The sequence below is a fragment of the Dyadobacter sp. 676 genome, from assembly GCF_040448675.1.
In the GTDB taxonomy this organism is placed as follows: domain Bacteria; phylum Bacteroidota; class Bacteroidia; order Cytophagales; family Spirosomataceae; genus Dyadobacter.
Map to the genome: position 1 here is coordinate 2572807 of NZ_CP159289.1, position 23571 is coordinate 2596377.

Annotated in this window: 21 protein-coding genes; 11 read left to right on the forward strand and 10 right to left on the reverse strand. The window is 51.7% G+C overall.

Translation table 11 applies throughout. The features are described from left to right. Window positions 1-14: 14 nt before the first annotated feature. Window positions 15-2054 (reverse strand): hypothetical protein, encoded by a 2040-nt coding sequence (locus ABV298_RS11485; RefSeq protein ID WP_353722243.1) that lies wholly within the window; start codon window positions 2052-2054, stop codon window positions 15-17. Window positions 2055-2271: 217 nt separating this feature from the next. Here ABV298_RS11485 and ABV298_RS11490 point away from each other — a divergent pair, with 217 nt between their 5' ends. The 9 genes from ABV298_RS11490 (at window position 2272) to ABV298_RS11530 (ending at window position 14126) form a co-directional block, all read left to right on the forward strand. After that, the gene (locus ABV298_RS11490; protein WP_353722244.1) at window positions 2272-3363 is read left to right on the forward strand and encodes a Gfo/Idh/MocA family oxidoreductase; all 1092 of its coding nucleotides are present in this window, start codon (window positions 2272-2274) and stop codon (window positions 3361-3363) included. 96 nt (window positions 3364-3459) lie between these two features. Further along, window positions 3460-3906: a hypothetical protein gene (locus ABV298_RS11495; protein WP_353722245.1), complete on the forward strand. Its 447-nt coding sequence runs from the start codon at window positions 3460-3462 to the stop codon at window positions 3904-3906. Between the two features lie 291 nt (window positions 3907-4197). Then, window positions 4198-4893, forward strand: a complete 696-nt coding sequence (locus tag ABV298_RS11500) for a hypothetical protein (protein WP_353722246.1) — start codon at window positions 4198-4200, stop codon at window positions 4891-4893. 24 nt (window positions 4894-4917) lie between these two features. Further along, complete coding sequence (locus tag ABV298_RS11505) at window positions 4918-5187, forward strand: hypothetical protein (RefSeq protein WP_353722247.1); 270 nt, start codon at window positions 4918-4920, stop codon at window positions 5185-5187. Further along, entirely contained in the window at window positions 5096-5374 is a 279-nt protein-coding gene (locus tag ABV298_RS11510; protein WP_353722248.1) for a RagB/SusD family nutrient uptake outer membrane protein, read from the forward strand. The genes ABV298_RS11505 and ABV298_RS11510 overlap by 92 nt, the downstream gene beginning before the upstream one ends. A 621-nt stretch (window positions 5375-5995) precedes the next feature. Next, window positions 5996-9226 (forward strand): TonB-dependent receptor, encoded by a 3231-nt coding sequence (locus ABV298_RS11515; protein WP_353722249.1) that lies wholly within the window; start codon window positions 5996-5998, stop codon window positions 9224-9226. 38 nt (window positions 9227-9264) lie between these two features. Continuing rightward, a complete protein-coding gene (locus ABV298_RS11520) occupies window positions 9265-10833 on the forward strand; it encodes a RagB/SusD family nutrient uptake outer membrane protein (RefSeq protein WP_353722250.1) in 1569 nt (522 codons plus the stop codon). 130 nt (window positions 10834-10963) lie between these two features. Continuing rightward, entirely contained in the window at window positions 10964-13027 is a 2064-nt protein-coding gene (locus ABV298_RS11525; RefSeq protein ID WP_353722251.1) for a T9SS type A sorting domain-containing protein, read from the forward strand. A gap of 100 nt (window positions 13028-13127) precedes the next feature. Then, window positions 13128-14126, forward strand: coding sequence for a two-component regulator propeller domain-containing protein (locus ABV298_RS11530; RefSeq protein WP_353722252.1), 999 nt, complete (start codon window positions 13128-13130; stop codon window positions 14124-14126). Between the two features lie 55 nt (window positions 14127-14181). Here ABV298_RS11530 and ABV298_RS11535 read toward each other — a convergent pair whose 3' ends face one another. From ABV298_RS11535 to ABV298_RS11560, 6 genes are all read right to left on the reverse strand, one after another. After that, window positions 14182-14961, reverse strand: a complete 780-nt coding sequence (locus ABV298_RS11535; RefSeq protein WP_353722253.1) for a TIGR00266 family protein — start codon at window positions 14959-14961, stop codon at window positions 14182-14184. A 55-nt stretch (window positions 14962-15016) separates the two neighbouring features. Then, the gene (locus ABV298_RS11540; RefSeq protein WP_353722254.1) at window positions 15017-15274 is read right to left on the reverse strand and encodes a hypothetical protein; all 258 of its coding nucleotides are present in this window, start codon (window positions 15272-15274) and stop codon (window positions 15017-15019) included. A 106-nt stretch (window positions 15275-15380) separates the two neighbouring features. After that, window positions 15381-16931 carry a glutamate--tRNA ligase gene (gene gltX, locus ABV298_RS11545; protein ID WP_353722255.1) on the reverse strand — a complete coding sequence of 517 codons (1551 nt, stop codon included), beginning with the start codon at window positions 16929-16931 and terminating at the stop codon, window positions 15381-15383. Window positions 16932-17125: 194 nt separating this feature from the next. Beyond that, window positions 17126-17494, reverse strand: coding sequence for a Rid family detoxifying hydrolase (locus tag ABV298_RS11550; protein ID WP_353722256.1), 369 nt, complete (start codon window positions 17492-17494; stop codon window positions 17126-17128). A 53-nt stretch (window positions 17495-17547) separates the two neighbouring features. Beyond that, complete coding sequence (locus ABV298_RS11555) at window positions 17548-18066, reverse strand: acyl-CoA thioesterase (protein ID WP_353722257.1); 519 nt, start codon at window positions 18064-18066, stop codon at window positions 17548-17550. A gap of 17 nt (window positions 18067-18083) precedes the next feature. Continuing rightward, window positions 18084-18875 (reverse strand): outer membrane beta-barrel protein, encoded by a 792-nt coding sequence (locus tag ABV298_RS11560; protein ID WP_353722258.1) that lies wholly within the window; start codon window positions 18873-18875, stop codon window positions 18084-18086. A gap of 179 nt (window positions 18876-19054) precedes the next feature. Between ABV298_RS11560 and ABV298_RS11565 the strand changes: the two genes are divergently transcribed. Together ABV298_RS11565 and ABV298_RS11570 are read left to right on the forward strand one after the other, a co-directional pair. Next, window positions 19055-19609 carry a hypothetical protein gene (locus ABV298_RS11565; protein ID WP_353722259.1) on the forward strand — a complete coding sequence of 185 codons (555 nt, stop codon included), beginning with the start codon at window positions 19055-19057 and terminating at the stop codon, window positions 19607-19609. Next, entirely contained in the window at window positions 19606-20157 is a 552-nt protein-coding gene (locus ABV298_RS11570; RefSeq protein ID WP_353722260.1) for a hypothetical protein, read from the forward strand. The genes ABV298_RS11565 and ABV298_RS11570 overlap by 4 nt, the downstream gene beginning before the upstream one ends. 92 nt (window positions 20158-20249) lie before the next feature. Here the strand turns inward: ABV298_RS11570 and ABV298_RS11575 are convergent, their stop codons facing one another. The 3 genes from ABV298_RS11575 to ABV298_RS11585 all read right to left on the reverse strand — a co-directional run bounded on the left by ABV298_RS11575 (window position 20250) and on the right by ABV298_RS11585 (window position 23549). Beyond that, window positions 20250-20945, reverse strand: a complete 696-nt coding sequence (locus ABV298_RS11575; protein WP_353722261.1) for a head GIN domain-containing protein — start codon at window positions 20943-20945, stop codon at window positions 20250-20252. A gap of 68 nt (window positions 20946-21013) precedes the next feature. Continuing rightward, window positions 21014-22636: a DUF2807 domain-containing protein gene (locus tag ABV298_RS11580; RefSeq protein ID WP_353722262.1), complete on the reverse strand. Its 1623-nt coding sequence runs from the start codon at window positions 22634-22636 to the stop codon at window positions 21014-21016. A gap of 25 nt (window positions 22637-22661) precedes the next feature. Beyond that, entirely contained in the window at window positions 22662-23549 is an 888-nt protein-coding gene (locus ABV298_RS11585; protein ID WP_353722263.1) for a PspC domain-containing protein, read from the reverse strand. Window positions 23550-23571: the final 22 nt, after the last annotated feature.

Below are 23571 nucleotides of genomic sequence, written 5' to 3' on the forward strand. Positions count from 1 at the left end.
AAAACAGGAGGATATTAAATGTTCTTTTTCTTGATCACCAATTGCTGCGCGTGCTTCTGCACAACGCGCTCGAAAAACTCCTTCAAATCCGGATATTCTTCGGGCAGGAAACGGGTCCGGCTGACCTGGATCATGGTATTGACCTGAATCACATTGCCCACCTGCCGTACCTGGTAAGAGAATTTACCTCCTTTATCGGGCAGCACCACGATCTCCGCCTTGGGCATTTCTTCCAAAGCATACCCCTCAGGCAGTGTGAAATTACCGATGAATGAGGCTGAGATACCGGTTCCGAGATCGATCGGGTAAATGCGCTCCTTGGATTTGAATGGGTTCTTCGTCCACCGGCCGGCCATGATAGGGTTAAAGTACAACACGCCGGGCGATGCGTTTTCATCCTCCGCCTCAAAATCGCAGCTGACGTTGACGGTACCCTTCAGGTCTTCCGTTTTATTTTTGATACTCACATTCTGGATTTTCCATTCCGGAACTTCTTTTTTCAATGCCTCGTGCACTACATTATCGGCCCCGGCTGCATATTCGGAACGCCAGTCGAGTGCCTCGTAACCGCCGTAAGAAATGCTATAAGTACCCTTCATCGTCCCGTCTTCCGGCGAGACGGTAGCGGTGATCATTTCCAGTTTGCTTTGTGAATCGGCTGGAATGATTTCCAGAAACCTGCCGGCTCCCTTTTTCGGAATCAGCCTTCCAAAACCATTTAATGCTCTTTCAGGAAGCATACCCGGCTTGGAATAGGATTCGGACGCGTCCAGGAAATACGTTTTCTCGCCTATCTTAACATGCGCCACCACATAATTGAAGCTTTCGAGCATCGGGATCTCCTGGTGCAGGTACCCATGCGAGCGCGTGCTTAACAGAAAAGGGTTACATTCCAGATCCAGCTCGCGGAGGAGCACGGTGAGCATCAGGTTGATATCGCACGCATTACCTTTTCGGTTGTCGTAGGCCTTTCTGATACCCGTATCGGAAAACAAGCCCGAGTAGCCGTCCCATTTCATATGGTTCTGAATGTGCTTGTAAGCCAGATTCATACGTTCAGTCGGATCGGTCGTTTTCGCGGCGATTTCATCACGGATTTCTTTCAGGAAACCACTTTTCCGCAGCTCGCCTCCGAACCAGGCGGCTTCGTCGAGCGTCCGCTCCACATTGTCCCAGGTTTGCGAAAAGTTCTTTTTCATCTCACCGGGTATCGTGATGCTCGCCAGCTCGAAGTTGATTTTGGATATGTAGTCCGAAGCCGTCGTAATGTAAGGCTCATTCACAAACGCAGGAACGTCCTTGATAACAAACCGGTAGGATAATCCGGGCCCGTCATAAGTCGAGTGGCCGACGGACACGTTTTCCGGCTCCTGCTCGTGAATATCGAGCGTCAGGTAGCCGCCCATTGTCATTTTGTAATCCAGGAAACCCGGTATAGTAATGTTGTATTCACTCCATTTGCGTGGTATCGACCCCTGAAAAGCCCACATATCCGGCTCATGTCTTACGCTCATCGGCGAAACGAGCGAATACGAGTATTCTATGATCGAACCTTTTTTAGCATTGGGAAGGTTAAACTTAACAGTAGTCCGGGTGTCGGAAGTCTTCTCACGACGTATGGCTTTCTTTTCCAGCTCTGTGCGGACGATCTGGTTATTGTCGAGATTGTAGGTGTAGCCTTTCAGGTCCTCGATCCATTCCTGTTCCTTATAGCTGGAACCCATATAATGCGGAATGGCAACCGAGGCCCTGTCGAGCGCCGACTCTTTCAATATCTTGACCCGAACCCAGATATTAGACGTCATGAGGAGGCCTTTGAGGTTGTCGTAGGAGAATGTGACTTTGCCATAATCGTACAGGTAAACGGCATCGGCGGTACTGTCGCCCGGATAGGCGGTCATTTCGAGCGAAGCGCGGTCGATCAGTCCCAGCTTGGGTTTGAAATCATCCTGTGCGAAAGCATGGAAAGAGAGGCAAAACAACAGGAATTGGATGGACAAAACATTCCTGCGGAACAGACCGGACGGCCTGATGGAAAGTAAAAAGTTAGTCATGAACAAGTAGATGAGGAGTAACAAAAATTCATGCATTATCGCACAGTTATTTCGATTTTCAAAGGGAATTTTATCACCGAAACCGGATTTTTTTTCACTTGAACCAAAACTGGCCGAATACGGATTTTAATGTCTAATTTTGACACACAAACAAGGCTGCGCTATTGCATGCCGCTTGTTCCTGCTAACCCATAATCTTAACATTTATCTTTAAACTATGTCATCTTTTGAAAACGAAAGCCCCATCCGCGTACTGGTAGTCGGTTGCGGGAACATGGGTGCTTCCCACGCTTTTGCCTACCAGCTCCTGGATGGTTTCGAGATCTGCGGAATCGTTTCGACCGGAAAAAGCAAGGAGGTCCTCAACGAAAAACTCGGCGGCGGTTATGCCCTTTTCAATGATTATGAAACGGCATTGAAAGAAACCAAACCCGATGCCGTCTGTATTTCAACTTATCCCGATACGCACGAGGATTTCGCGATCAAGGCGCTCGAAGCCGGTGCGCACGTGTTCATCGAAAAGCCGCTTGCCGATACCGTCGAAGGCGCAAAGCGGGTAGTGGAAGCTGCCAAAAAGGCGAATAAAAAAGTGGTAGTTGGCTACATCCTGCGCGTACACCCATCGTGGGAGCGTTTCGTGACCGAAGCGCAGGGCCTGGGCAAGCCGCTGGTCATGCGGATGAACCTCAACCAGCAAAGCCACGGCTACATGTGGGGCGTTCACCGCAACCTCATGAAGAGCCTCAGCCCGATCGTGGATTGCGGCGTGCATTACATCGACGTGATGTGCCAGATGACCCGCTCGAAGCCGCTCCGTGTGAATGCGATCGGCGCACGCCTGACCGACGATATTCCGGCAGGAAACTACAACTACGGCCAGTTGCAAATCTGGTTCGAAGATGGTTCGGTGGGCTGGTACGAAGCCGGCTGGGGGCCGATGATCAGCGAAACGGCATTCTTCGTGAAAGACGTGATCGGACCGAAAGGCTCGGCGTCGATTGTCGCGAAAGACGCGGGCGGTACCGGAAAATCATCTTCCGTAGAGGCACATACGAAAACCGAATCGATCCGTGTACACCACGCCGACCTGAACGGTTCCGACGAATTTGCGAAGGAAGACACGTGGATTAACCTCGAAGACGAGCCCGACCACCAGGAACTTTGCAACCGCGAGCAGCGCTACTTCCTGCGCGCGATCAAGGAAGACCTCGACCTGACCGACCACCTGTCGGACGCCGTTACCAGCTTGCAGATCGCATTCGCTTGTGACGAGTCGGTGAAAACCGGACGGACGGTGGATCTCGCCTGAGTATAAGGAGTTTCATATTCAAGCCCTGTTGCGGTATATCCGTAACAGGGCTTTTTATTTAGCCATACTTCTACAAGCACCCGCGGTGCCAACGGGGTGATCATTATCACGACCAAACGTGGCAAATCGGGCACGACGCAGATTTCTTACGACATCTGGGGCTCCTACATTACACCTGCAAGCCGGCTCGGAACGCTTACAGCCGACGAGTTCATGAAGGTCTACAACACGGCATACGACAACGCCGAGAAGTTCGACGAGCAAGGCTTCAAAGATGGCAAGTATGTGCGCAATTTGCCCGCCAATTTCCCTAATCTCTTCGACGCCAACGGCAAACCCAAATACAATACCGATTGGGAAAAGGAAATTTACAAGCCGACCTGGGCCCGGAACCACGAGCTGGCGGTACGCGGTGGCGGCGAAAAAAGCGCTTACAGCATTTCGGTGGGTTACACCGATCAGGGCAGATTAAATCCTGGGGCAACTGTATTCCCATATCAAATTCACGCCGGGCCTCAGCCTCCGCACCAATTACAGCTATGAGCTTCGGTTCGATAAGAACAATTTCTATTCCGGCCGCGACCTGAATGCATTGTCGGCCGACCAGAAAGGTTCAGCCAGTATTTCGGCCAATAACGAGTTTTACTGGCAATTCGAGAATTATTTCAATTACAACAAAACCATTGGGCAGACCACAACGTCTCGGCATTGCTGACCGCTACCTCATTACCTTCACAAGCCGTTACGACGGAGCTTCGAAGTTCGGGGCCAACAAGAACAAAGTGCTTAAGCCTCGGCAGGAACGGCGACGACATTTTCCCCGGACCCAACTTTTTGGGCAATACCAATATTCTCCGGATAGGTCAGCCGATCGGTACGCTGTGGGGTTACCGCCGCCTCGGAACGTGGGGAACCGCCGAAGCCGACGAAGCTGCCAAGTATAACCGCCTGCCCGGCGATCTGAAATGGGAGGATATCAACAAGGACGGCAAAATCGATGGTAAAGACGAAACCATTATCGGTCGCTCCTATCCCAAATGGAACATGAATATTGCCAACACATTCCAGCTCGGCAAGTTCGACCTCTCGTTCGATATCCGCATTGTGATGGGCGTGAATACCGTAAATGCCACCAAGCACTCCGTAGAAGACCGCCAGGCAATCGCCAGCAGCTCGCGCACCGTGCTGAATGCCTGGACGCCCGAGAACCAGAATACGCATATCGCGCAGATCCGCCATTACAATGCCGGTTACGATACCCATATGGACGACTGGTGGGTGGAAGACGGCTCGTTTATCCGCGGCCAGAATATCGTGCTGGGCTACTCGCTGCCGACCAGGTTCGGGAAGGTCAATTTCCAGCGCCTGCGCATCTACGCGAGCGCGCAGAACTTCTTCCTCATCGACGACTATTCGGGCTATGACCCGGAAGCGTTGACCGGCTTCGGCGGGCAGTTGAATGCGAATATGGAGTTCTTTCAATATCCGCGTCCGCGCACCTACAACCTTGGTTTGAACATTGTTTTTTAAAGTGATCCTAAACTGACTCTCACAATGAAAAAGCATATTCTATATACTTGCCTGGCGCTGGGCATCGCTTCCTGCAACGACTTCCTGACCGACAACCCGACCGGCCAGCTTACGACCTCTTCGTCGGTTTCGAGTCCCGAAATCGCCCGCGCATTCGTAGACGGGGCCTATTCGCAGATCGTGACGTTCAACAACGGCGGCGGTGGCTGGGGCGGCACCGGCCGTGACGACGACCAATGTGGACGAATTCGAGAAAGCCGTTTGGGCCGAGCGGTACTTCGAGCTTTGTTATGAAGGCAAGATGTGGTTCGACATACTTCGCACGCGCAAGGTTCGGAACGATCTCACCCGACAATGGGACAATTTCGTGGGCCATAAAACTGTTTACAGCAAGACCTTCACCGAAAAGAACCTGCTCCTACCCATCCCGCAGCGCGAAACGGACAACAACAAGGCGCTTGTTCAGAATGTAGGATTTTAGCATAAATCAAGCTGATATTGCCTGATAGTTGTAGCATTTTTGCACAAAGCCGTCCTCCGAAGCGTACAGCCGGAGGCGGCTTTTTTATTAAAAATTAGCATATAACGGGTTGATCCAGTGGCTTTTCGGGGTAATTTTTTACAGGATTAATGCAAACGTTTGCACAAATTATTATGTATTTTCCTGCCCGGTTATTCGAAATCTATTGTTAAATATTATAATATTGCAACGCGTTTTCTTAAAGACTTTTATTAATGCCAACTGACGCCACTATTTGAAGCATTTATCCGGCAGATAATCGGTTGCAGTCCCGAGCATCCGCCATCCAATCCATCCTCCGTCAGAGAAAACGTACCGTATCAATGCCTTTTTTGACATAGTGCTGTCAGGGTCTGTGATCATGATTTGATTTCAAAACTCGGCAGGGATTAATGCGGCTCTGACGAAATGTAATTTATTAAATACCAGCTATAATTATTTCACTATTCACCGAAACCATTGTTAACTGTAAACCGCAAACTATGATTAAACAAAGAAAGCAAACACCTAACGAACAGAGATCTATGACTAAAATTCGTGTTTTCCAAGACTGCATGAGAAACGTTTAACAAGCCTTACTACATGAAAAATACCGATACCAATCAATGGTTGCTCCGAATGAGGGGCATCCGTAACTCTCTATTGCTCCTGCCCGCGCTCGCAAGCCCTGTGATTGTGAACGCAGCCCTCGCCAACTCCGGAATCACTGTTACTGCCCGTATCGATAAAACCCTCAAAGGAAAAGTAACCGACAAAGAAACCGGCGACGGTCTTCCGGGGGTAAACGTTGTTGTAAAAGGCACCAGCAGTGGTACCACCACCGACGGAGAAGGTAACTATACGCTTTCTGTCCCCGACAATGCGACGCTGGTTTTCAGCTTTGTAGGTTATATCAGCCAGGAACTTCCCGTCGGTAACCGCACAACACTCGACGTTTCGCTGGCTTCCGATTCCAAGGCGCTTAGCGAAGTGGTCGTGATCGGGTACGGTACCGCGAAGAAATCCGATCTTACCGGATCGGTAGGTTCCGTGAAAGAAGAACAACTGAGGGAACGCCCGGCGCCTTCGTTGAACCAGGCTTTGCAGGGTAAAATCTCCGGTGTGCAGGTGAACGTGAACTCGGGCCGCCCGGGTGGTCGCGCCAACGTGCGTATCCGTGGTTTCAGCTCCATCAACTCGTCAAACAACCCGTTGTACGTGGTGGACGGTGTAATGCTTCCGCAAGGTAACCAGAACCAGCAGAGCCAGGCGATCGACTTCATTAACCCGAACGACATCGTGTCGGTGGAGGTGTTGAAAGATGCGTCGTCGACCGCGATTTATGGTGCCCGTGGTGCCAACGGTGTGATCATGATTACCACCAAAAGAGGTAAATCCGGCGAAAGCCAGATCACTTACGGTCTTGACCTGAGCGTACCTACCGCAGGCCCCAAAAGAGCGAAAGTGCTGAACGCCAAGCAATATATGGAGGTGGAAGATCTCGCCTACAAGAACATGGAGAAATTCGATCCGGAAGGTTGGAACGCAGGCAAATACAAGAGCCACGATCCGCTTGTGCGTCGCGCCCAACTGGCAGCGGCTCATCCGGACGTATTCACCAAGAATGCCGACGGTACATTCTCGCCTAACTACGACACCGACTGGTTCCGCGAGTCGACTCAGAACCGTGTTTCCCAAAACCACCAGTTGGGTTTCAGCGGCGGTAATGAGAGAACGACCTATTCGTTGTCGCTAAACTACCGCGACGACCAGGGTCTGATCAAAACGTCCTACCTGAAACGTTATGCTACCCGTTTCAGCATCGACGACCAGGTGAAAAAATGGTTGCGCTTAGGGGGTACTTTGAGCTACAACAACCAGGCCGAAAACCTGGTCGACATCAACGACGCGGTACCTCGCCAGATGGTGGAAGACTTCCCTTTCCTGCCTGTTAAATGGCCGGATGGCTCCTACGCCAACAACCGCGATTATCCGGGTGCGGAAGGTTCGTTCAGCTCGGTACACCGCTTAATGGGACGTAAATACAACCTGAATACGCAAACTACCCTGGGTAGCCTTTACGGAAACATTACCCTTGCAAAAGGACTTGAATTCCGTTCGGTATTGGGTGTTAACGTGATCAACCAGGAGGTTAACCAGTCGCAGACCCGTACATTGACGCCTAACGAGCTCGGCACCGCCAGAAAAGAAACGAGAAAAGAGACATTCTGGTCGTGGGAAAACTTGTTGACCTACAACAAAACATTTGGTATCCACTCGATCAATGCCCTCGCCGGTATTTCATGGCAGGAAACCAATGTCACCACAACCGGCGTAGGTGCCCAGAACTTCTCTACCGACTATTACGGATTCGATAACCTCGCTGCCGGATCGGTAGCGCCGTCGTCCAACCCTTACGTGTCAGGTGCGTCGCGTTTCGCATTTAACTCGTACTTCGGTCGTTTGAACTATACGTTACTCGACAAATACCTTTTGACAGTAACCGGTCGCGCGGATGGATCTTCCAAATTCGGAAAGGACAACAGGTTTGCATTCTTTCCATCGGCCGCCCTTGCGTGGAAAGTATCTGACGAAGAGTTTCTCAAAGGTAATCCTGTCATTTCAAGCCTGAAACTTCGTACAAGCTACGGTTTGACCGGTAACTCGGAGATTCCTCCGTATTCGTCACTCGGCTTGCTGAGATCCAACTACGCGGCGGTTTACGGCGATACGCGTGTCGGAGGAACCGGCATCAACAGGCTTGCCAACAACGATTTGCGCTGGGAAAAAACCGCTCAGACAGACGGCGGTCTGGAGATCAGCTTCTTCAAAGGAAGGATCTCCCTCGAAGCGGACTACTACTATCGTAAAACTACCGACATGCTTCTCGATGCCCCCGTACCACGCACCAGCGGCTATGCGACGATCAGAAAGAACATTGGTTCGATGGAAAACAAAGGTTTCGAGTTTGGCTTGAACACCGTCAATATCGAAAAGGAAAACTTCTCGTGGAATACCAGCTTCAACATCTCGTTCAACAGGAACAAGGTATTGACACTGGCAACGCCTGCGGATATCTTCGGCGTGGGCGGGCCTTCGATCACCAACCAGACCAGCGTGATCCGCATCGGCGAACCCGTGGGCGCATTCTGGGGACTCACACGCCTTGGAACATGGAGCGAAGCGGAAAGGGATGAGGCTGCTAAATTCACCAGCTACCGTGGTAACCTGAAAATGCTGCCGGGCGACATCAAGTACAAAGACGTGAATGGCGACAACGCGATCACCGACGCGGACCGGGGCATTATCGGTAACGGTTCACCCAAAGGATGGGGGTCACTTTCGAACAACCTGCGTTTCGGGAACTTCGACCTGACACTCGACCTGCAATTCTCCTACGGAAACGACCTGATGGACATGAACCTGCACGCCAGCGAAGACCGCCAGGCATTGGCCAACAGCTACACGACCGTGCTGGATGCATGGAGACCTGACCACCAGAACACAATGATCGCACAGATCCGTGATACGAAGGCTGGCTATGTTACCAACGTGGATACCCGCTGGATTTTCGACGGCTCATTCATTCGTGGACGCAACCTGTTGCTCGGCTACAACTTCCCGTCCGAAATCGCCAGCAAGCTGAAACTGAGCAAGCTGAGACTTTACGTATCGGCTCAGAACTTCTTCATTATCAGCAAATATCCGTTCGGAGATCCGGAGCAAACCCCTATCCGCGGTGGCGACGCCGACAACGTATTCTCACAGGGGATGATCTGGCACAGCTATCCTAAACCAACCACTTACCTGGGAGGTCTGCAGATCGCATTCTAACAACCGGAACCGTTGTACCATCAAAAATGAATTTCAGCATGAAACTAAATAATAAGAACCTTTATAAGCTAATGCTCTGCGGGGCGATCCTGCTGGGGCCGACAGCCTGCTCCGACTTCCTCGACGAGCAGGACCCGTCTAACCTTCAACCGGACGTATTCTACACCATTCCTGACCACGCCGAAGCCGCTATCGCTGCGACTTATGCGGAAATGCGTTTCTTTGGCGATGGCGCGGGTATCTTTTCGGCCAACTGGCAGATGCTGGAAGCCCCTACCGGCACCGCTACTACCGAAACAGGCCAAAACTCCGACCTGAACAACCTGTACGCCCTCATCTACGACGGCAACACAGGCCACATCAGCAACTGGTGGAACGGCTTGTACCGCGTAATCGCGAACGCCAACCTGGCGATCGAAAAAATCCCCGGCATCCAATTCCCTGCCGCCAATGAGTCGCAGAAAGTGAAGCTGCTCGGCGAAGCACGTTTTCTTCGCGCCTGGGCCTATTTCTACGCGGTTAGATTGTGGGGCGATGTGCCGCTGATCACCAAGCCGCAGACTGTGGAGTCCGAGGATTTCTTCCCTTCGAGAGCACCACAGGAGGAAGTGTACAAGCTGATCGTAGAAGACCTCCTGGCTGCGGAGGCTGCCGGTTTCGCCGATTTTACTACCAACGGACGTGTATCTAAAATGGCGGTGAAAGCTTATCTGGCGAAAGTGTACCTGACAATGGCCGGCTACCCGTTGCAAAAAGGACAGTCGCATTACAAACTAGCGGCAGACAAAGCCCTCGAAGTGATCAATTATGCCAAAGCTAACCCTTCTACGCTGGGGCTGTTCCCGACTTACAAGGAGTTACACGACGAAAAACTGAAAAACCGCCTGGAACACCTGTTCCAGATCCAGTACAACACCGTGGTAGCCGGTTTCCCGTTGAACGACTTCTTCCCGAACTTCAAGGCGGTAACTTATGCAGGGCCCAGCGGAACCGGTAGCACAGTGCCTACACGGTCGTTCTACGAATCGTATGAAACGGGTGACCTTCGTACGAAAGACCAGGAAGGCTGGTTCTACACCACCTATTATACCAATGGTACCGGCGAGAAATTTGACCTGGGCGCTCCATACGTGTTCAAATACTTCAACATCGCTGCATTGGGTGGCCCAGGTATTACCCCTACCCGCCTGAATAACCTGAACGTAAACCAGATGCGCTATGCGGACGTGCTGTTGATGTATGCAGAAGCGCAGGCCGAATTAGGTACGGTTAATACGGAGGCTTACGAAGCTTACAAGGCTATCCGCGATCGTGCGAAGCTGAAAACACCTGCAATCGGTACATTTACTCCTGCTACTTTCAAAGAGGCGGTATGGCGCGAACGCTGGTACGAATTCGCCTATGAAGGCATTACCTGGTTCGATATGGTACGGCTGCGTAAAGTGTTCAACGAGCAAACCAAAGGTTTCGACAACTTCGTTGGACACAAAAACATGAACGTGAGCGGCGGTGCGGCATTGCAGGAAAAACACCTGCTGTTCCCGCTGGGTATCCAGGAAATGAAGAACAACCCGAACCTGAAACCTCAGAATCCAGGGTATAACTAGTATTTTCTTATCTGCTTTATAAAAGCCGGCCTTCACTTGGAGGCTGGCTTTTTTCGTTCTTATGCCAAAGCCCAGCCCCGAAAGTCATTTTCTTTTATATTCACGGTCCGAGCTTTAACAATCAACTGCGATGTTGGAAAGGATTTACGTTCCGGTCAGCCGGCTTGTCGTTTGTAAGTTAGCCCTGCTTTGCCTGGTGGCGGGGCCGGTGCGAGTGTATGCGCAACTGGTTATTACAAGTCCTGTCACAAACCAGGTTATGCAGCGCGATCCTTCGGGCACTGCTTCCATTTACATCACCGCCTACGCACATTATCCCTATTCCCGCATCGTCGCCACATTGCAACCGGTCGGGGGCAATCCCAACGGCATGTACGAGCAGGAGTTTGATCAAACCCGGCTGACCCAGGGATTTTTACACACCTCGTTCACCGCTCCTACCGGCTGGTACCGCCTCAAACTGACCGCCACTGCGGCCAACGGCATATCCGACTCCGCGATTGTCGACCGCGTGGGTGTAGGCGAAGTATTCCTCGTAGCCGGCAATTCCAACGCGATGGGTCTGCCCGACCTCGGAGCCAAAGACGCTTCGGCCAATGTAATTTCCTTTAATGCACTGAATAAATCGCTCAACACCGAAAATATCACCGTCGCACCGGATGGCCCTATGCCCGCGCCGTCGTTCGAAATATTGAAAAGCAGCAACAATATCTTTCCAAATGGCGAAACTTCCTGGTATTGGGGCGAATTAGGGGAGATGTTGTTCCAAAGGTGGAAAACGCCGGTGCTGTTTTTCAATACAGCCTGGGCAGCCGCCAATGCCGAAAACTACCGCGACGCCGCTTCGGGCAAGGATGCTTACAATTTATATGTAGGCAAATTCTGGCCTAACCGGCAGCCTTACAGTAATATCGTCAATACAATGCATTACATGACCTCGCTCACGGGCGTGAGAGCGGTGCTATGGTCGCACGGGGAGAATGACGCACAGCAGGGTGTCAGGGAAGACCTATATTTCGAAGGGATCAGGACACTGATTCAGAACAGCCGCAGGGACACCGGTTATAACGTGGCCTGGTACATTGCCCGCAATTCGGCCAGCAACCAATTGCAGGACGGTTACCCGCCGGTGCTAAACGCGCAAAACCGGTTGATAGCCCTGTCCGGTTTCAATGCCTTTCCCGGCCCCGACCTCGACACCATCCAAATTCCCCGTCCGGCTTCGGCGCATTTTGAAAATGTCCCCGGCGGCATTCAGGGGCTTACATTGACAGCCACGGCCTGGAACCGGAGCCTGGCCGACACCACCATCGCCAGGACCATTCCTTTACAGCCGGCATATGCGCTACATACAGGCGTAACGCCCGCCCGCGCGTATCCGAATGCGACTTTTGACCTTCCATTCGCAATCACGGGCAATGCGCCTTCGCCATTCCAAATAAATGCGGAGTTGCTCGATGGCGCCGGCCAGTTTATAACCTTTGTCGGCGCAGGTGACGGCAGCCCGTTGCGCATTCATCTACCCGCCGATCTCACCGACGGCATTTACCGTATCCGGCTCACCGGCCTTAGCCCCATCATCCCCGGAAGCGTTTCGCAACCATTTTCTGTCGAAAGTACATCCCGCACGATCGAATATGTGAATACCATCGGCGCCCGCGCCTTGAACGACGACGTCAGGATAACGTGGGTCATCGCGCCCGTACCGGGCCTGGCCTCGATGATCGTCCAGAAAACGACCGACGGAATCCATTACAATGACCTCGAAAGTTTCCCGGCTCCGGCGTCCAATGAGTCGGGGGTATTTGGATATACCGACAGCAACGCGGGCAGCGGGACAATTTTTTACAGGATCAGGATGGTGTATACCAATGGCTCCGTCGGTTATTCAACCATCATAGCCCTGTTCCGTAACGGTGCCCCGGCGCCGTTGACCGTCTTTCCGAACCCGGTAACACAGCAGCAGTTTTTCATTATGCCAGCCGACGCGCCCGGTAGCCCGGCAACTTCCCAAACGACCGTTATCTGCCGGCTTTTCGACGCCGCCGGCCGGGAACATCCCATCTACATTTCAACCCATGATGCGGTAGGCCTTTTATCCGTGCGCCCGCGTTACGCATTACCCGCAGGAAAGTATGTTGTCCGGGTGATTACCGCCGGGCGGAGCCGTGCGCAAAGCGTCATATTTCATTGAAAATAAATCTACTTTCTTAATAATCAACCCGTTCCAACTATTGCCACAACGAATGTGTCATCAGGTCGATACTCCGTTCCAAACCGCAAACCCCGGTCCTATGAAAAGATTGCTACTCTTTCTGTTCTTCCTGACATTGCTGAATGCATGCAAAAAAGACACCGATAGCCCCGTTCCACTCGAAGTTTCGGATGCCCGGTTGCAAGATTATCATATTATCTCCATCGCTTTTGACGCTTCCGGCACAGCCTGGCTGGGAACCCTCGGTCAAGGATTGATCCGATACAGCGGTACAAGTATCACCGTTTTTGATTCCACCAACTCCATTTTAAATAAGGCGGCGATCTGGGATATCGAAGTCGATCAAAAAGGAAATATCTGGCTCGGCACCGACGATCTTGTAAAATATGACGGTTCGAGATTTACCCGGTACGGCTCGGGGCAATACAACCTGCCGCGAAATCCAGTCCAGTCGGTAGCTATCGACGGGGCCGGTTATATCTGGTTTTCGGCCGGGGCATTCCGCCAAGGCGGGCTCGTGAAATACGATGGGCAGCATTTCAGCACGTTTACGCCCGAAAACTCGGCGTTGCCGGGCAACCTCATCGCCGGTATCGCGATCGATCGGGAAAATACGGTTTGGGCCGCATTTAACGACGGCGTCTCCACCACGTCGATAGCCCGGATCAGGAATGGCAAATGGGATATTTTCGGGGCAAAGGAATTCGGTTTTACGCCCTATTATTTTGGAAATATCGTTACCGACAAACAAAACCAATTGCTGGCCTCGATCAATTACGGCCTTTCGAGCACGATGGTCACCGGGCGGCCGCAAATGTTCCGGTTCAACGGACAATCGGCCAGTGTAATTAACCTCCCCGAGGAAGACAAGGTAATATATATGACCCGCCGCATTTTCGTTGACCGCGACAACCGCATTTGGGCATCATTTTCAAATGACAGGGAATACGGTGTGTTCCAAAACGGGAAATGGGAACTCAAAGACCTCGACGAAAGCGACGGCATATTCGCCTTCGGGCAAAGTCCTGCCGGGGAAATATGGCTGGGAACGGGCAAGGGCATTTATATTTTGAAATAAAAAACGAAAGGCGGGCCGGTTAAAGCTCGCCTTTCCATTGATATGCCGGTTGAGATTAATCTTCAAACAAACTACCCAACCCTCCGATTACCGAACCGCTTTCTTTGCGGGCATTGGGCCCGTAAACCGAAAGCCGCTGGATCAGTTTGGAAATCGGCATCGACTGGATCCAGCAACGGCCTGTTCCGCGCAAAGTAGCCAGGAACATTCCTTCCCCACCGAATACCATCGATTTCAGGCCGCCCGAGCGTTGGATATCGAAACTCAGCGATTGCTCGAATGCCACCACGCAGCCGGTATCGATCCTTAGGGTTTCGTTGTTCAGCTGCCTCTCCATTACCACGCCGCCCGCGTGCACGAATGCCATCCCGTCGCCTTTCAGCTTTTGGAGGATGAAGCCTTCTCCGCCAAACAAGCCGGACCCGAAGCGCTGGTTGAAATGGATTTTCATGCTGGTACCCATTGCCGCGCAAAGGAAACCATCTTTCTGTACGATCAGCTCGTTGCTGTAAATTTTGGAAAGGTCGATCGGCATGATCGTGCCGGGGTAAGGTGCCGAGAATGCCACTTTCTTTTTTCCAACGCCACGATTGGTAAAATGCGTCATAAACAGCGACTCGCCGGTAAGCAAGCGGCTTCCTGCCTGGAAAATCTTGCCCATAATGCTCTGGTTCGCTTCCGAGCCGTCGCCCATCTTGGTTTCGAACTGAATGCCGTCTTCCATGAAAAGCATGGCCCCAGCCTCCGCAATCACGGTTTCGTTCGGGTCCAGCTCGATTTCCACCACCTGGATATCGTCGCCGATGATTTTGTAATCGATTTCGTGTGAGATCATTTTTTCGTAAAAGGTTTTAAAGGTTGATCAAAAACAAACTGCGTGGTCGGCCCCGCTATTCCTCCTCTTCTTCTTCCTCCTCGGAAGCCTTCCTTTTCGATTTCCGGGTTTTACGGCCGGGGATATCTTCCCGGTCGCGGAGCTTTTTATCATCCACATTTTTATTCAAAAATTCATTGATACGGTCCATATCGAAGCTCGTTGTGATTTCACCGAACGAGTTGATCTGGATATCAAATCCTTCCAGGTCCTTGTGCACGCGTGGTTTTTCAGGGGCCGGCCTGGATGTTTCCGACTGTTTTTTCTTAGCCATGTGTTTGATGCCAATGGTCCGCTACGCGGCCCGTTATTCACTTATTACGAAAATATGCAATGATCCCCGGGGTGCCAATTGTTTTTGATCCTGCGGTCGGCCCGGTCTAAGCCAGCCTTATTTGCGCTGACAAACGGCTCAGCGCAGTTTCAAGCCTCCTCACAACCTCGTCTTTTCCGAGTATTTCCATGATGACCATTAAATCCGGACCAGCGCCCGCACCGGTCACCGCCAGGCGCAACGCCTGCATGATTTTACCCATCTTGATCCCGGCAGCATCCATCGACGCCGAAAGCACTTCCTTGATGTCGTGTGCCACGAAATTACCCTCGAAGCCGGTCAATGCATCTTTAAAGGCACCGATCGCATTCACCGCTTCCTCGCTCCATTTCTTTAATACGACTTCCGGGTCGTAAACCTCCGGCGATTCGAATAAAAACAGCGACTCGGATACGATTTCCTTGATAAAATGTACACGGTCTTTCAGCAAATGTACGATTTGCACGAGCTGATCATGATTTACATCGATACCCTTCGCCGCATACAGCGGTTTCAGTTCCCCAATCATCGCCGCGTCGTCCAGCTGTTTCAGATATTGCTGGTTGAACCAGTTCGCTTTCTGGATATCGAACCTCGCACCCGCCTTGTGCACGCGGTCGAAGCTGAATGCGGCGATGAGTTCGTCCATACTGAAAATCTCCTGCTCGGTGCCTGCATTCCAGCCGAGCAATGCCAGGAAGTTGGCGGTGGCTCCGGGCAAATAGCCTTCTTCGCGGAAGCCGCGGGCCTTCTCGCCGGTGTTCGGGTCGGTCCATTCCAACGGAAAGATCGGGAAGCCGCCCAGGTCGGCGTCGCGTTTCGAGAGCTTGCCGTTGCCGTCGGGTTTGAGCAGCAGCGGCAAATGTGCGAACTGCGGCATAGTGCTTTCCCAGCCGAAATAGCGGTACAGCAGCACATGCAATGGCGCCGAGGGCAGCCACTCCTCCCCGCGGATCACGTGGGTAATGCCCATCAGGTGGTCGTCTACGATATTCGCCAAATGGTAAGTAGGCATTCCATCGGATTTCAAAAGCACCTTATCGTCGATCTGCGACGAATGTACTACTACCCACCCGCGTATCAGGTCATTGAAACGAATGTCTTCTTTGGGCTGAATCTTCATCCGGATCACATAAGGATCTCCGCTTTTTAGCCGCGACTTTGTTTCTTCTGCCGACAATGTCAACGAGTTGGTCATTTCCATACGGGTAATCGCATTATACTGAACAGCCGCAACTTTTGCCGCTTCCAGGCGCTTACGCATATCGTCCAACTGCTCGGGGGTATCAAAAGCGTAATACGCCTTCCCTTCCTGAACGAGCCTTTCCGCATATTCGCGGTACATTTCTTTCCTCTCCGATTGCCGGTAAGGGGCATGCGGGCCGCCTTGGTGCGGGCCTTCGTCGATACCGATGCCCAGCCATTCGAGTGCTTCCAGAATATATGCTTCCGCGCCCGGAACGTAGCGGTTCTGGTCGGTATCCTCAATGCGCAGCAGCATCTGGCCACCTTGCTGGCGTGCAAACAGGTAATTATACAGGGCCGTACGCACACCGCCCGCATGGAGCGGACCGGTGGGACTAGGCGCAAATCGTACCCTGACAGGTCTATTATTCATTATTCAAAAAATTAAGTTCAATGGTTCGGTACTGTCATCGCGGTCATGCATTGTCAGGTGTTGTCATGGATTGTCAGGTGTTGTCATGGATTGTCACTTGTTGTTTGGTATTCTCATCAAATTCTCTCTCCATTCAGCACTTGACCTGCTGACTACACATGACCATACCTGACTACACATGACCATAACCGCCGTCACTCAACCGCAATCACGGAAATTTCGACGTTCACATCTTTCGGCAGGCGCGCCACCTGTACGGTCTCGCGGGCGGGAGGTTCTTTCGTAAAAAAGCTGCCATAGATTTCATTCACCGCCGTGAAGTCGTTCATATCGCGGAGGAAAATGCTGGCTTTTACCACGTGCTGGAAACCCAGTCCGGCCGCTCCCAGAATATGCCCGATATTTTGCATAACCATTCCCGCCTCGGCCTTAATATCCCCGGACTTCGCCAGTTCTGCGGCGATCTGACCCGAAACATAAACAGTACCATTTATTTTAACAGCCTGGCTGTAAGGGCCAATGGGGGCCGGTGCTTTATCCGAAAATATGATTTGTTTGGGCATAAGTGACAAGAGTTAATGCCGCAAAATTACCAAATAATGCCGTGCCTACCGACTTATCCGACGTTAAAAAGCGCTTTCAGTTCCGTCGCTTCGGCCGCATTCAAACGCCCGGCCAGCACAAGCCGCAGCTGACGACGACGAAGGGCGCTCAGATACAGTTCTTTTTCCTCGGCCGTTTCAGGATCCAGAGGCGGCACTTCGATAGGGCGGCCGTTCTGATCAACAGCCACAAAAGTGTAGAATGCGCGATTGGTACTTACCCGCTGACCGGCCGGAATATCCTCGGCCCAAACTTCGATAAACACTTCCATCGAAGAATTAAAAGCCCGCGTTACCTTGGCCCGCATGGTTACGATGTTCCCCAGCCGGATCGGCTCCGAAAAAGACACATTATCTACCGAGGCCGTCACGACGATGCGGTTGGAATGTTTTTGTGCCGAAATGGCCGCGCAAATGTCCATCCAGTGCAGCAGCCTGCCTCCCATCAGGTTATTGAGTGTATTGGTGTCGTTGGGAAGCACCATTTCGGTCATGGTTACTTCGGATTGATGGGGCTTTTTCGGTTTCAGCATTTTAGTATGAAAAAGAATTAAAATTTGGGGCAGCGTGTCTTTCTCCGCTCGATGTTCTGGGCCCGGTTGCCGATCGAATAGGCCGCCCGAACCTGAAAAAACAGGTAGCTGTCCTTGCTTTTGGCACTTCCCCGGTTCCAGCCCGGCTGGCGCAACGGCTCCCCGATCTCATACGAACGATCGGATAACAGGCGCGCGATATCGCTCGGTAGCTGGTCGGGATGGGGGTACACCGTGCTCACGTCGTCGAGGTAATCGGAATTGAGGAAGTTGTTACAAAGTTCAAGGCCCAGGCTCAGCCTTTCCCCCGCCTTGATCGAAACGCCGATTCCGGCCGTGAACACCAGTGGCATCCGTTTGTACTTTACCCCTTCGGTAGTAAGCGGCGGCAGGCTGTACCACACACCATCGAGCTTCGCTTTGGGATTCAAATACGTCGCACCCACGCCTCCGAAAAGGTACGGGTTAACGGGCGCATGCTTGTTATAGGCAAACAGATCAGCCTGTAAACCAAGGTTAATATCCGGGTTGAATGTCTTGAATGAAAGGTTGTTCTGATAGTTTTTGGAATACTTCTGATCCGCCGAAACCTGGTAGAAACGCAGTTCCCCGCGCGCGCTCACATGCTCGGTGAGCCGGTATGCGACGCCGAGCGAAATGGAAGGTCCGAGCCCGAGGTGTTTTACATTTACACCGTCGTTCAGGTCGCCCATGTAATAGGCCACTCCCACGCCTGCCGTCACGCTCAACACGCCGAAAGGATTGGTATAACGCCCCCCCGAATTTGGACCGGCCTTGTCCCAGCGCAAAGTGTTGAAAGATTGTCAGGCACAACGCAACGGAAAGTAGATATTTTTTGCTCATGTGTGATGTCGGTAATGCGTGTTGAGTGATGCAAGTTGTAAAAGAAACTGATTTATCCCAAATTGTCGGAAGTATTCGGAGTCACCTTGATTTCACTTACTTTAATCAATGTATCAATCACACTATGAAAAATTTGAAGCTCTACGCAAAAACTCTGTTTGTTTTCCTGGTTGCCAGCTCTTGCTCCCTGCAAGACCACCCTCCTCAGCCTTCGTGCACCTATCTCGGATATCTCCTGGTTCAGGAAGTTCATAACGGCGCTGTTAAAACTGTATATACCGACGATTATAACATTGACCAAACCAGCGACCTCTATCCAACAAAGACAGCGTCACTGAGAACTTTCAAACAACGTGATACCGTAGCAAATCTGGAAACGTACACCAGCACCGATTCCGATCAGTCCACATACAACTATAATAGCGGCTATCTCACACAGATAGTCAGACAAGACGTTACCGACCGGCAATCGGAGACTGACAATATTTTTTTCCTTCAATACCGGACTAAAAAGCTCCGTACCGAGACTTCCGAAATAACAGACTTCAAATACGAGAATGGCACGTTAAAAGAAGTGGATTTTAATCAGACCGTTTCCTACATAACCAGTAATATAGGCACTATTTCCACCACGCTTAACAGTAAAGGACTTACCAATATGATCCGCAAGGTCTGTTGAAGGCAGTTCATTTTACAGAATCAACCGGTTGGAATTCGGTGACTAACTATGAGAACGGGCTAATTACCTCAATCACAGGAACCGACCAGTATGGCCCTTACACCGAGATTTTCGAGCTTAAAGTCGGGTTAACAAAGAAGATAACAAGTTCGAACGGAGGTGTTCAGGAATTTACATATGACCAGAAAGGCAATCTCACTTTGATTGAAATAAGCAGAAATGGAAAGAAAATGTCACAGTACCAATATTGGTACGACGATAGTCCCAGGCCTGAGAATTCAATCCCAATTACTTTCAAAGGAATTCCAACCCCATGGTTTTTAGGTGGAACCCCTCAAAACCGTCAGCGGCGTGACGAGGTCAATAATCCCGTAAAAATCGAGACTACAAGTTGGGAGACGCAAACACCCCTGATAGCAACAATTAACTTTACCTACACTTACAATGCCGGCAACTACCCAGCTACGCGGTCTGAATCCTGGAATAATGACAACGGCGTAAACTCGGGTTTCACGAAGCTAACCTATAAATACGGAGGCTGCCGGTAATCTCCCGTCCTTTAAGGATGAAATATCAACAAATAAGGCCCGCAACCGCAGGCCTTATTTGTAGTTCATGGTGAATATTAAAATGATTCTCTTTATTCTCTCTTAACCGAACTCGCGCCGGAAGTGCTCGAATGGATATCCCTGGCGCTACCTGAATAGCGGATGCTGCTGGCACCGCTGGCCTCGGCATTGACGGTGTTGCTGGCGAGTACCGCCGCGCTGCTGGCCCCTGAGGCGTCGATATTGACGGTTTTGGCCGAGAAGTCGCGGCCTTTGAGAGACGATGCGCCCGAAACGTCCCCGGTAAGAACGTCGCCCTCACCGGTAAGCGTCAGCGACGACGCGCCCGAAAGATCAACGGTCACTTTCGGCGCTGCGACGCTCATGGTCACCTGCGATGCGCCCGAAACTTCGATGTCCATACTTTTCACGCCACTGAAACGGGCGACATTGGCTTTGGAAGCACCGGAGAAGTCGACACCTTCGAGCTCCGGCATGGTAATACTGATCTCGACGGTCTTCCGGTTCTTGTTCCAGCCATTGCTTTTGTAACCCAAATGCAGGGTACCGCCTTTCACGGACGATTCCATATCATCGAGGTCCTCGGAGCGACCGGTGGCTGTCACGCTGAAACTGCCTCCCTGCTTCACATCTATTTTAAATGCGCTGCCCATGGCAAGCTTGTTAAAGCCCGAGACTGAGAATTTACGCGTCTCCTGCGCGGATACACGGCACGACAATGCGGTAATCAAAAGGGCTGCAATGAGAAGTAGTTGCGTTCTTTTCATGGTTCAACAAGTTAGATTTTCTAAAAGATGGCAGGAATGCCGGCGAAGTTGCACCGGCATTCAAATTATTACTGCATGTTGATCTTGCTCGCTCCGCTGGCGTGCCGGGTCAGGTTAGGTACGTGGCTCAGTTCCACTTTCGAGGCGCCGGAGGCATTCACATCTGCATTCTCGATGGTCATTTCGGTGGCCGTCAGCTTGCAGGCCCCGTGGGCATCCAGCTTGGCCGACCTGGCCGAACCTCTCAGTGTAGCCTTCGAAGCACCGGAAATATTGACGGTCAACTGATCCGTGAACACATTCAGTTCCGATTTGGAAGCACCCGAAACCTCGACGTTCAGTTTTTGCAAATCCTTGAACTCTGTTACCAGCGTTTTATTGGCTCCCGAAAGCGAAAGGTTCTCGATCGTCGGCATGGTGATCACGATACCTACACGCTGCCATTCCTGGTGGTCGAAGAGGTTGATGTCTCGGGCCCGTTTCACCCTCAGCACGCCGTCTTCCACCACTACCTTAATATCGTCTATATTTTCCTGATTGTCCGAATCGGCCGTTACGTTGTATTCGGCGCCCTGGCGGATGATAATCGAGTACGCGCCGCCGATGTCCACTTTCCTGAAATCCGAAACCGGGAATTGCTTGCTGTAACTGCCGCGCTCGCCGAGTTCGAGATCGCTGTTGTCGTTATATTCGAAAGAGTACCCGTCGTTGTTATCGTCGCCGCTTTCGCTGCGGATATATTTCAACGGGATGTTCGTACAAACCAGTCCCGAATCACGGCGCATTACCCATATCAGCTTGTTCCAGGTAATATCGTCGGCATTGCTCAGGTCATATCTTTTGATGTTTTGCTGGTTGCTTTCCCAGTTGTTCAACTGGTGGTAGAAGTCCCTTTTCATAGCAAAAGGCTTATCGTAAGGAATATGCAACGTCAGATCGATATGCTGGTCGCGGAACCGCGTGCGGCCCGAAAGCACCGGACCTTCGGTGAACACGAAAACGGAATCGCGGAGCTGCGGGTTATAATGGATATTCTTCGCATTCTTTTCCGCATCTTCCCTGGAACGGCCTCTTGCCTGCAATGTTTTTTCAAGCTTGATACTGTCCCCGGCGCTGATCCCCGCCAGTCTTACGTCCACGTCGATATTTTCTTCGTCATAGATATAGTTGTAATCCAAAGTCAGCGTCCCGCGGGGAACAGCGTAATAGCTCGTTTCGGTTACCTCGCCCCTTTTTGCAAAATTTCTCTGGTAGGAAACCCCGCCGACGGTGGCACCGATGACGCCCACGATCCAGAGTCCCAGCAACGTGAGCCAAACGCTCCCGCCTACGATCCTTTTATTGGAAACCAGTGTCAAACCCAGCAAGAGAAAGGTTACCAGCGGGATGGCGGCTACCAGGATTCCTGAGAATATCAGTATTTCGGGCAGCTCCTGGTAAATCAGGACAGGAAGCGGCAGGTCGTCGAACACTCCGGCGCTGGTAAGGCCAAGCGCAACCCCGCCGGCGATCACCAGACCCAGTAACCCGAGCGCTGCCGTCCCGATCAGAAACGCGCCGATCAACACCCGCACAATAGGCCCCAGCCCTTTCAACAATCTCCCCAACGCAGCCACTACCAGCCCGATGGCGCGAAAAGGCAATAACAATATTTTGGTAACGATATGCTCTTCTCCCCCTCTTTCTTCCAAATTGAGACTTTGTTTGATATTCGACTCAATATTGGAGAGGGTAATAGGCTCCCCCCTGCATTTCCATTTTTTCGGTAAGTGTATTCGCATTCGGGGCAATTACCCACAACACGATGTAAATCAGAAAGCCCGTTCCGAATAGCAGGATCGATAATACCCACAGAAAACGTACCACACCCAGGTCGACCCCGAAATAAGACGCCACTCCGGCAGCCACACCACCTACTACCTTACGGTCGGGATCGCGGTAGAATTTCTTGATATGCGCGTCTTCTTCAAGCGTCGTCGATCCGGGGAATGCTACCCACATGGCAATGTAAACCAGCACGGTAAATCCCGAAATAGGTCCGAACACCTCTTCGGCGTTCATATCCAGCATACCCGAGCCGGCCGGCAGCCCGATCACCGCGAAGAGAAAGGCAAGCCTTACCCAAATGGCGTCGATCGCAAAATAATGCGCAAGACCAGCCGCTACGCCGCCCAGGAGCTTTCTGCGCAGGTCTCTGTAAAGTTTTCGGGGTGCGCCGGGCCTTGCAGGTTCCGTTTTAGGGGCATTCGGCGTTGCTGCGTAGGCTTCCGGCCTGGGTGTGGCGGTTTGCGCGGACGCAGTTTCCAGCGGATCGGCCAGAATATCCTCGGCTTGTTCGATCGCTTCGAAGTCGGCCACGGTACCCATTGCGGCGATCAGCTCGTCGACGTCGGAAAGTGAAATTACCTGCTTATTCTCTATTTTTTGTTTGTTCAAAAACCGCTCCGCAATCCTGCCCTCAATGTCCGAAAGGATCTCTTTGCTATCCGCGAACGAAGAAAAGTATTTCTGGATAGAGGCAAGGTAACCTTTCAGTTTCTCGTAGCCATCTTCCTCGATATGGAAGATAATGCCGCCTATATTTATGCTGATTGTCTTTTTCATGATTGAAATAATCGAATGTCTT

What these genes read in the sequence shown, in the direction of transcription:
- ABV298_RS11485 (WP_353722243.1), bottom strand. Translation starts at nt 2,054, where the DNA reads ATGACTAACTTTTTACTTTCCATCAGGCCGTCCGGTCTGTTCCGCAGG.
- ABV298_RS11490 (WP_353722244.1), top strand. Translation starts at nt 2,272, where the DNA reads ATGTCATCTTTTGAAAACGAAAGCCCCATCCGCGTACTGGTAGTCGGT.
- ABV298_RS11505 (WP_353722247.1), top strand. Translation starts at nt 4,918, where the DNA reads ATGAAAAAGCATATTCTATATACTTGCCTGGCGCTGGGCATCGCTTCC.
- ABV298_RS11515 (WP_353722249.1), top strand. Translation starts at nt 5,996, where the DNA reads ATGAAAAATACCGATACCAATCAATGGTTGCTCCGAATGAGGGGCATC.
- ABV298_RS11520 (WP_353722250.1), top strand. Translation starts at nt 9,265, where the DNA reads ATGAAACTAAATAATAAGAACCTTTATAAGCTAATGCTCTGCGGGGCG.
- ABV298_RS11525 (WP_353722251.1), top strand. Translation starts at nt 10,964, where the DNA reads ATGTTGGAAAGGATTTACGTTCCGGTCAGCCGGCTTGTCGTTTGTAAG.
- ABV298_RS11530 (WP_353722252.1), top strand. Translation starts at nt 13,128, where the DNA reads ATGAAAAGATTGCTACTCTTTCTGTTCTTCCTGACATTGCTGAATGCA.
- ABV298_RS11535 (WP_353722253.1), bottom strand. Translation starts at nt 14,961, where the DNA reads ATGATCTCACACGAAATCGATTACAAAATCATCGGCGACGATATCCAG.
- ABV298_RS11540 (WP_353722254.1), bottom strand. Translation starts at nt 15,274, where the DNA reads ATGGCTAAGAAAAAACAGTCGGAAACATCCAGGCCGGCCCCTGAAAAA.
- gltX (WP_353722255.1), bottom strand. Translation starts at nt 16,931, where the DNA reads ATGAATAATAGACCTGTCAGGGTACGATTTGCGCCTAGTCCCACCGGT.
- ABV298_RS11550 (WP_353722256.1), bottom strand. Translation starts at nt 17,494, where the DNA reads ATGCCCAAACAAATCATATTTTCGGATAAAGCACCGGCCCCCATTGGC.
- ABV298_RS11555 (WP_353722257.1), bottom strand. Translation starts at nt 18,066, where the DNA reads ATGCTGAAACCGAAAAAGCCCCATCAATCCGAAGTAACCATGACCGAA.
- ABV298_RS11565 (WP_353722259.1), top strand. Translation starts at nt 19,055, where the DNA reads ATGAAAAATTTGAAGCTCTACGCAAAAACTCTGTTTGTTTTCCTGGTT.
- ABV298_RS11575 (WP_353722261.1), bottom strand. Translation starts at nt 20,945, where the DNA reads ATGAAAAGAACGCAACTACTTCTCATTGCAGCCCTTTTGATTACCGCA.
- ABV298_RS11585 (WP_353722263.1), bottom strand. Translation starts at nt 23,549, where the DNA reads ATGAAAAAGACAATCAGCATAAATATAGGCGGCATTATCTTCCATATC.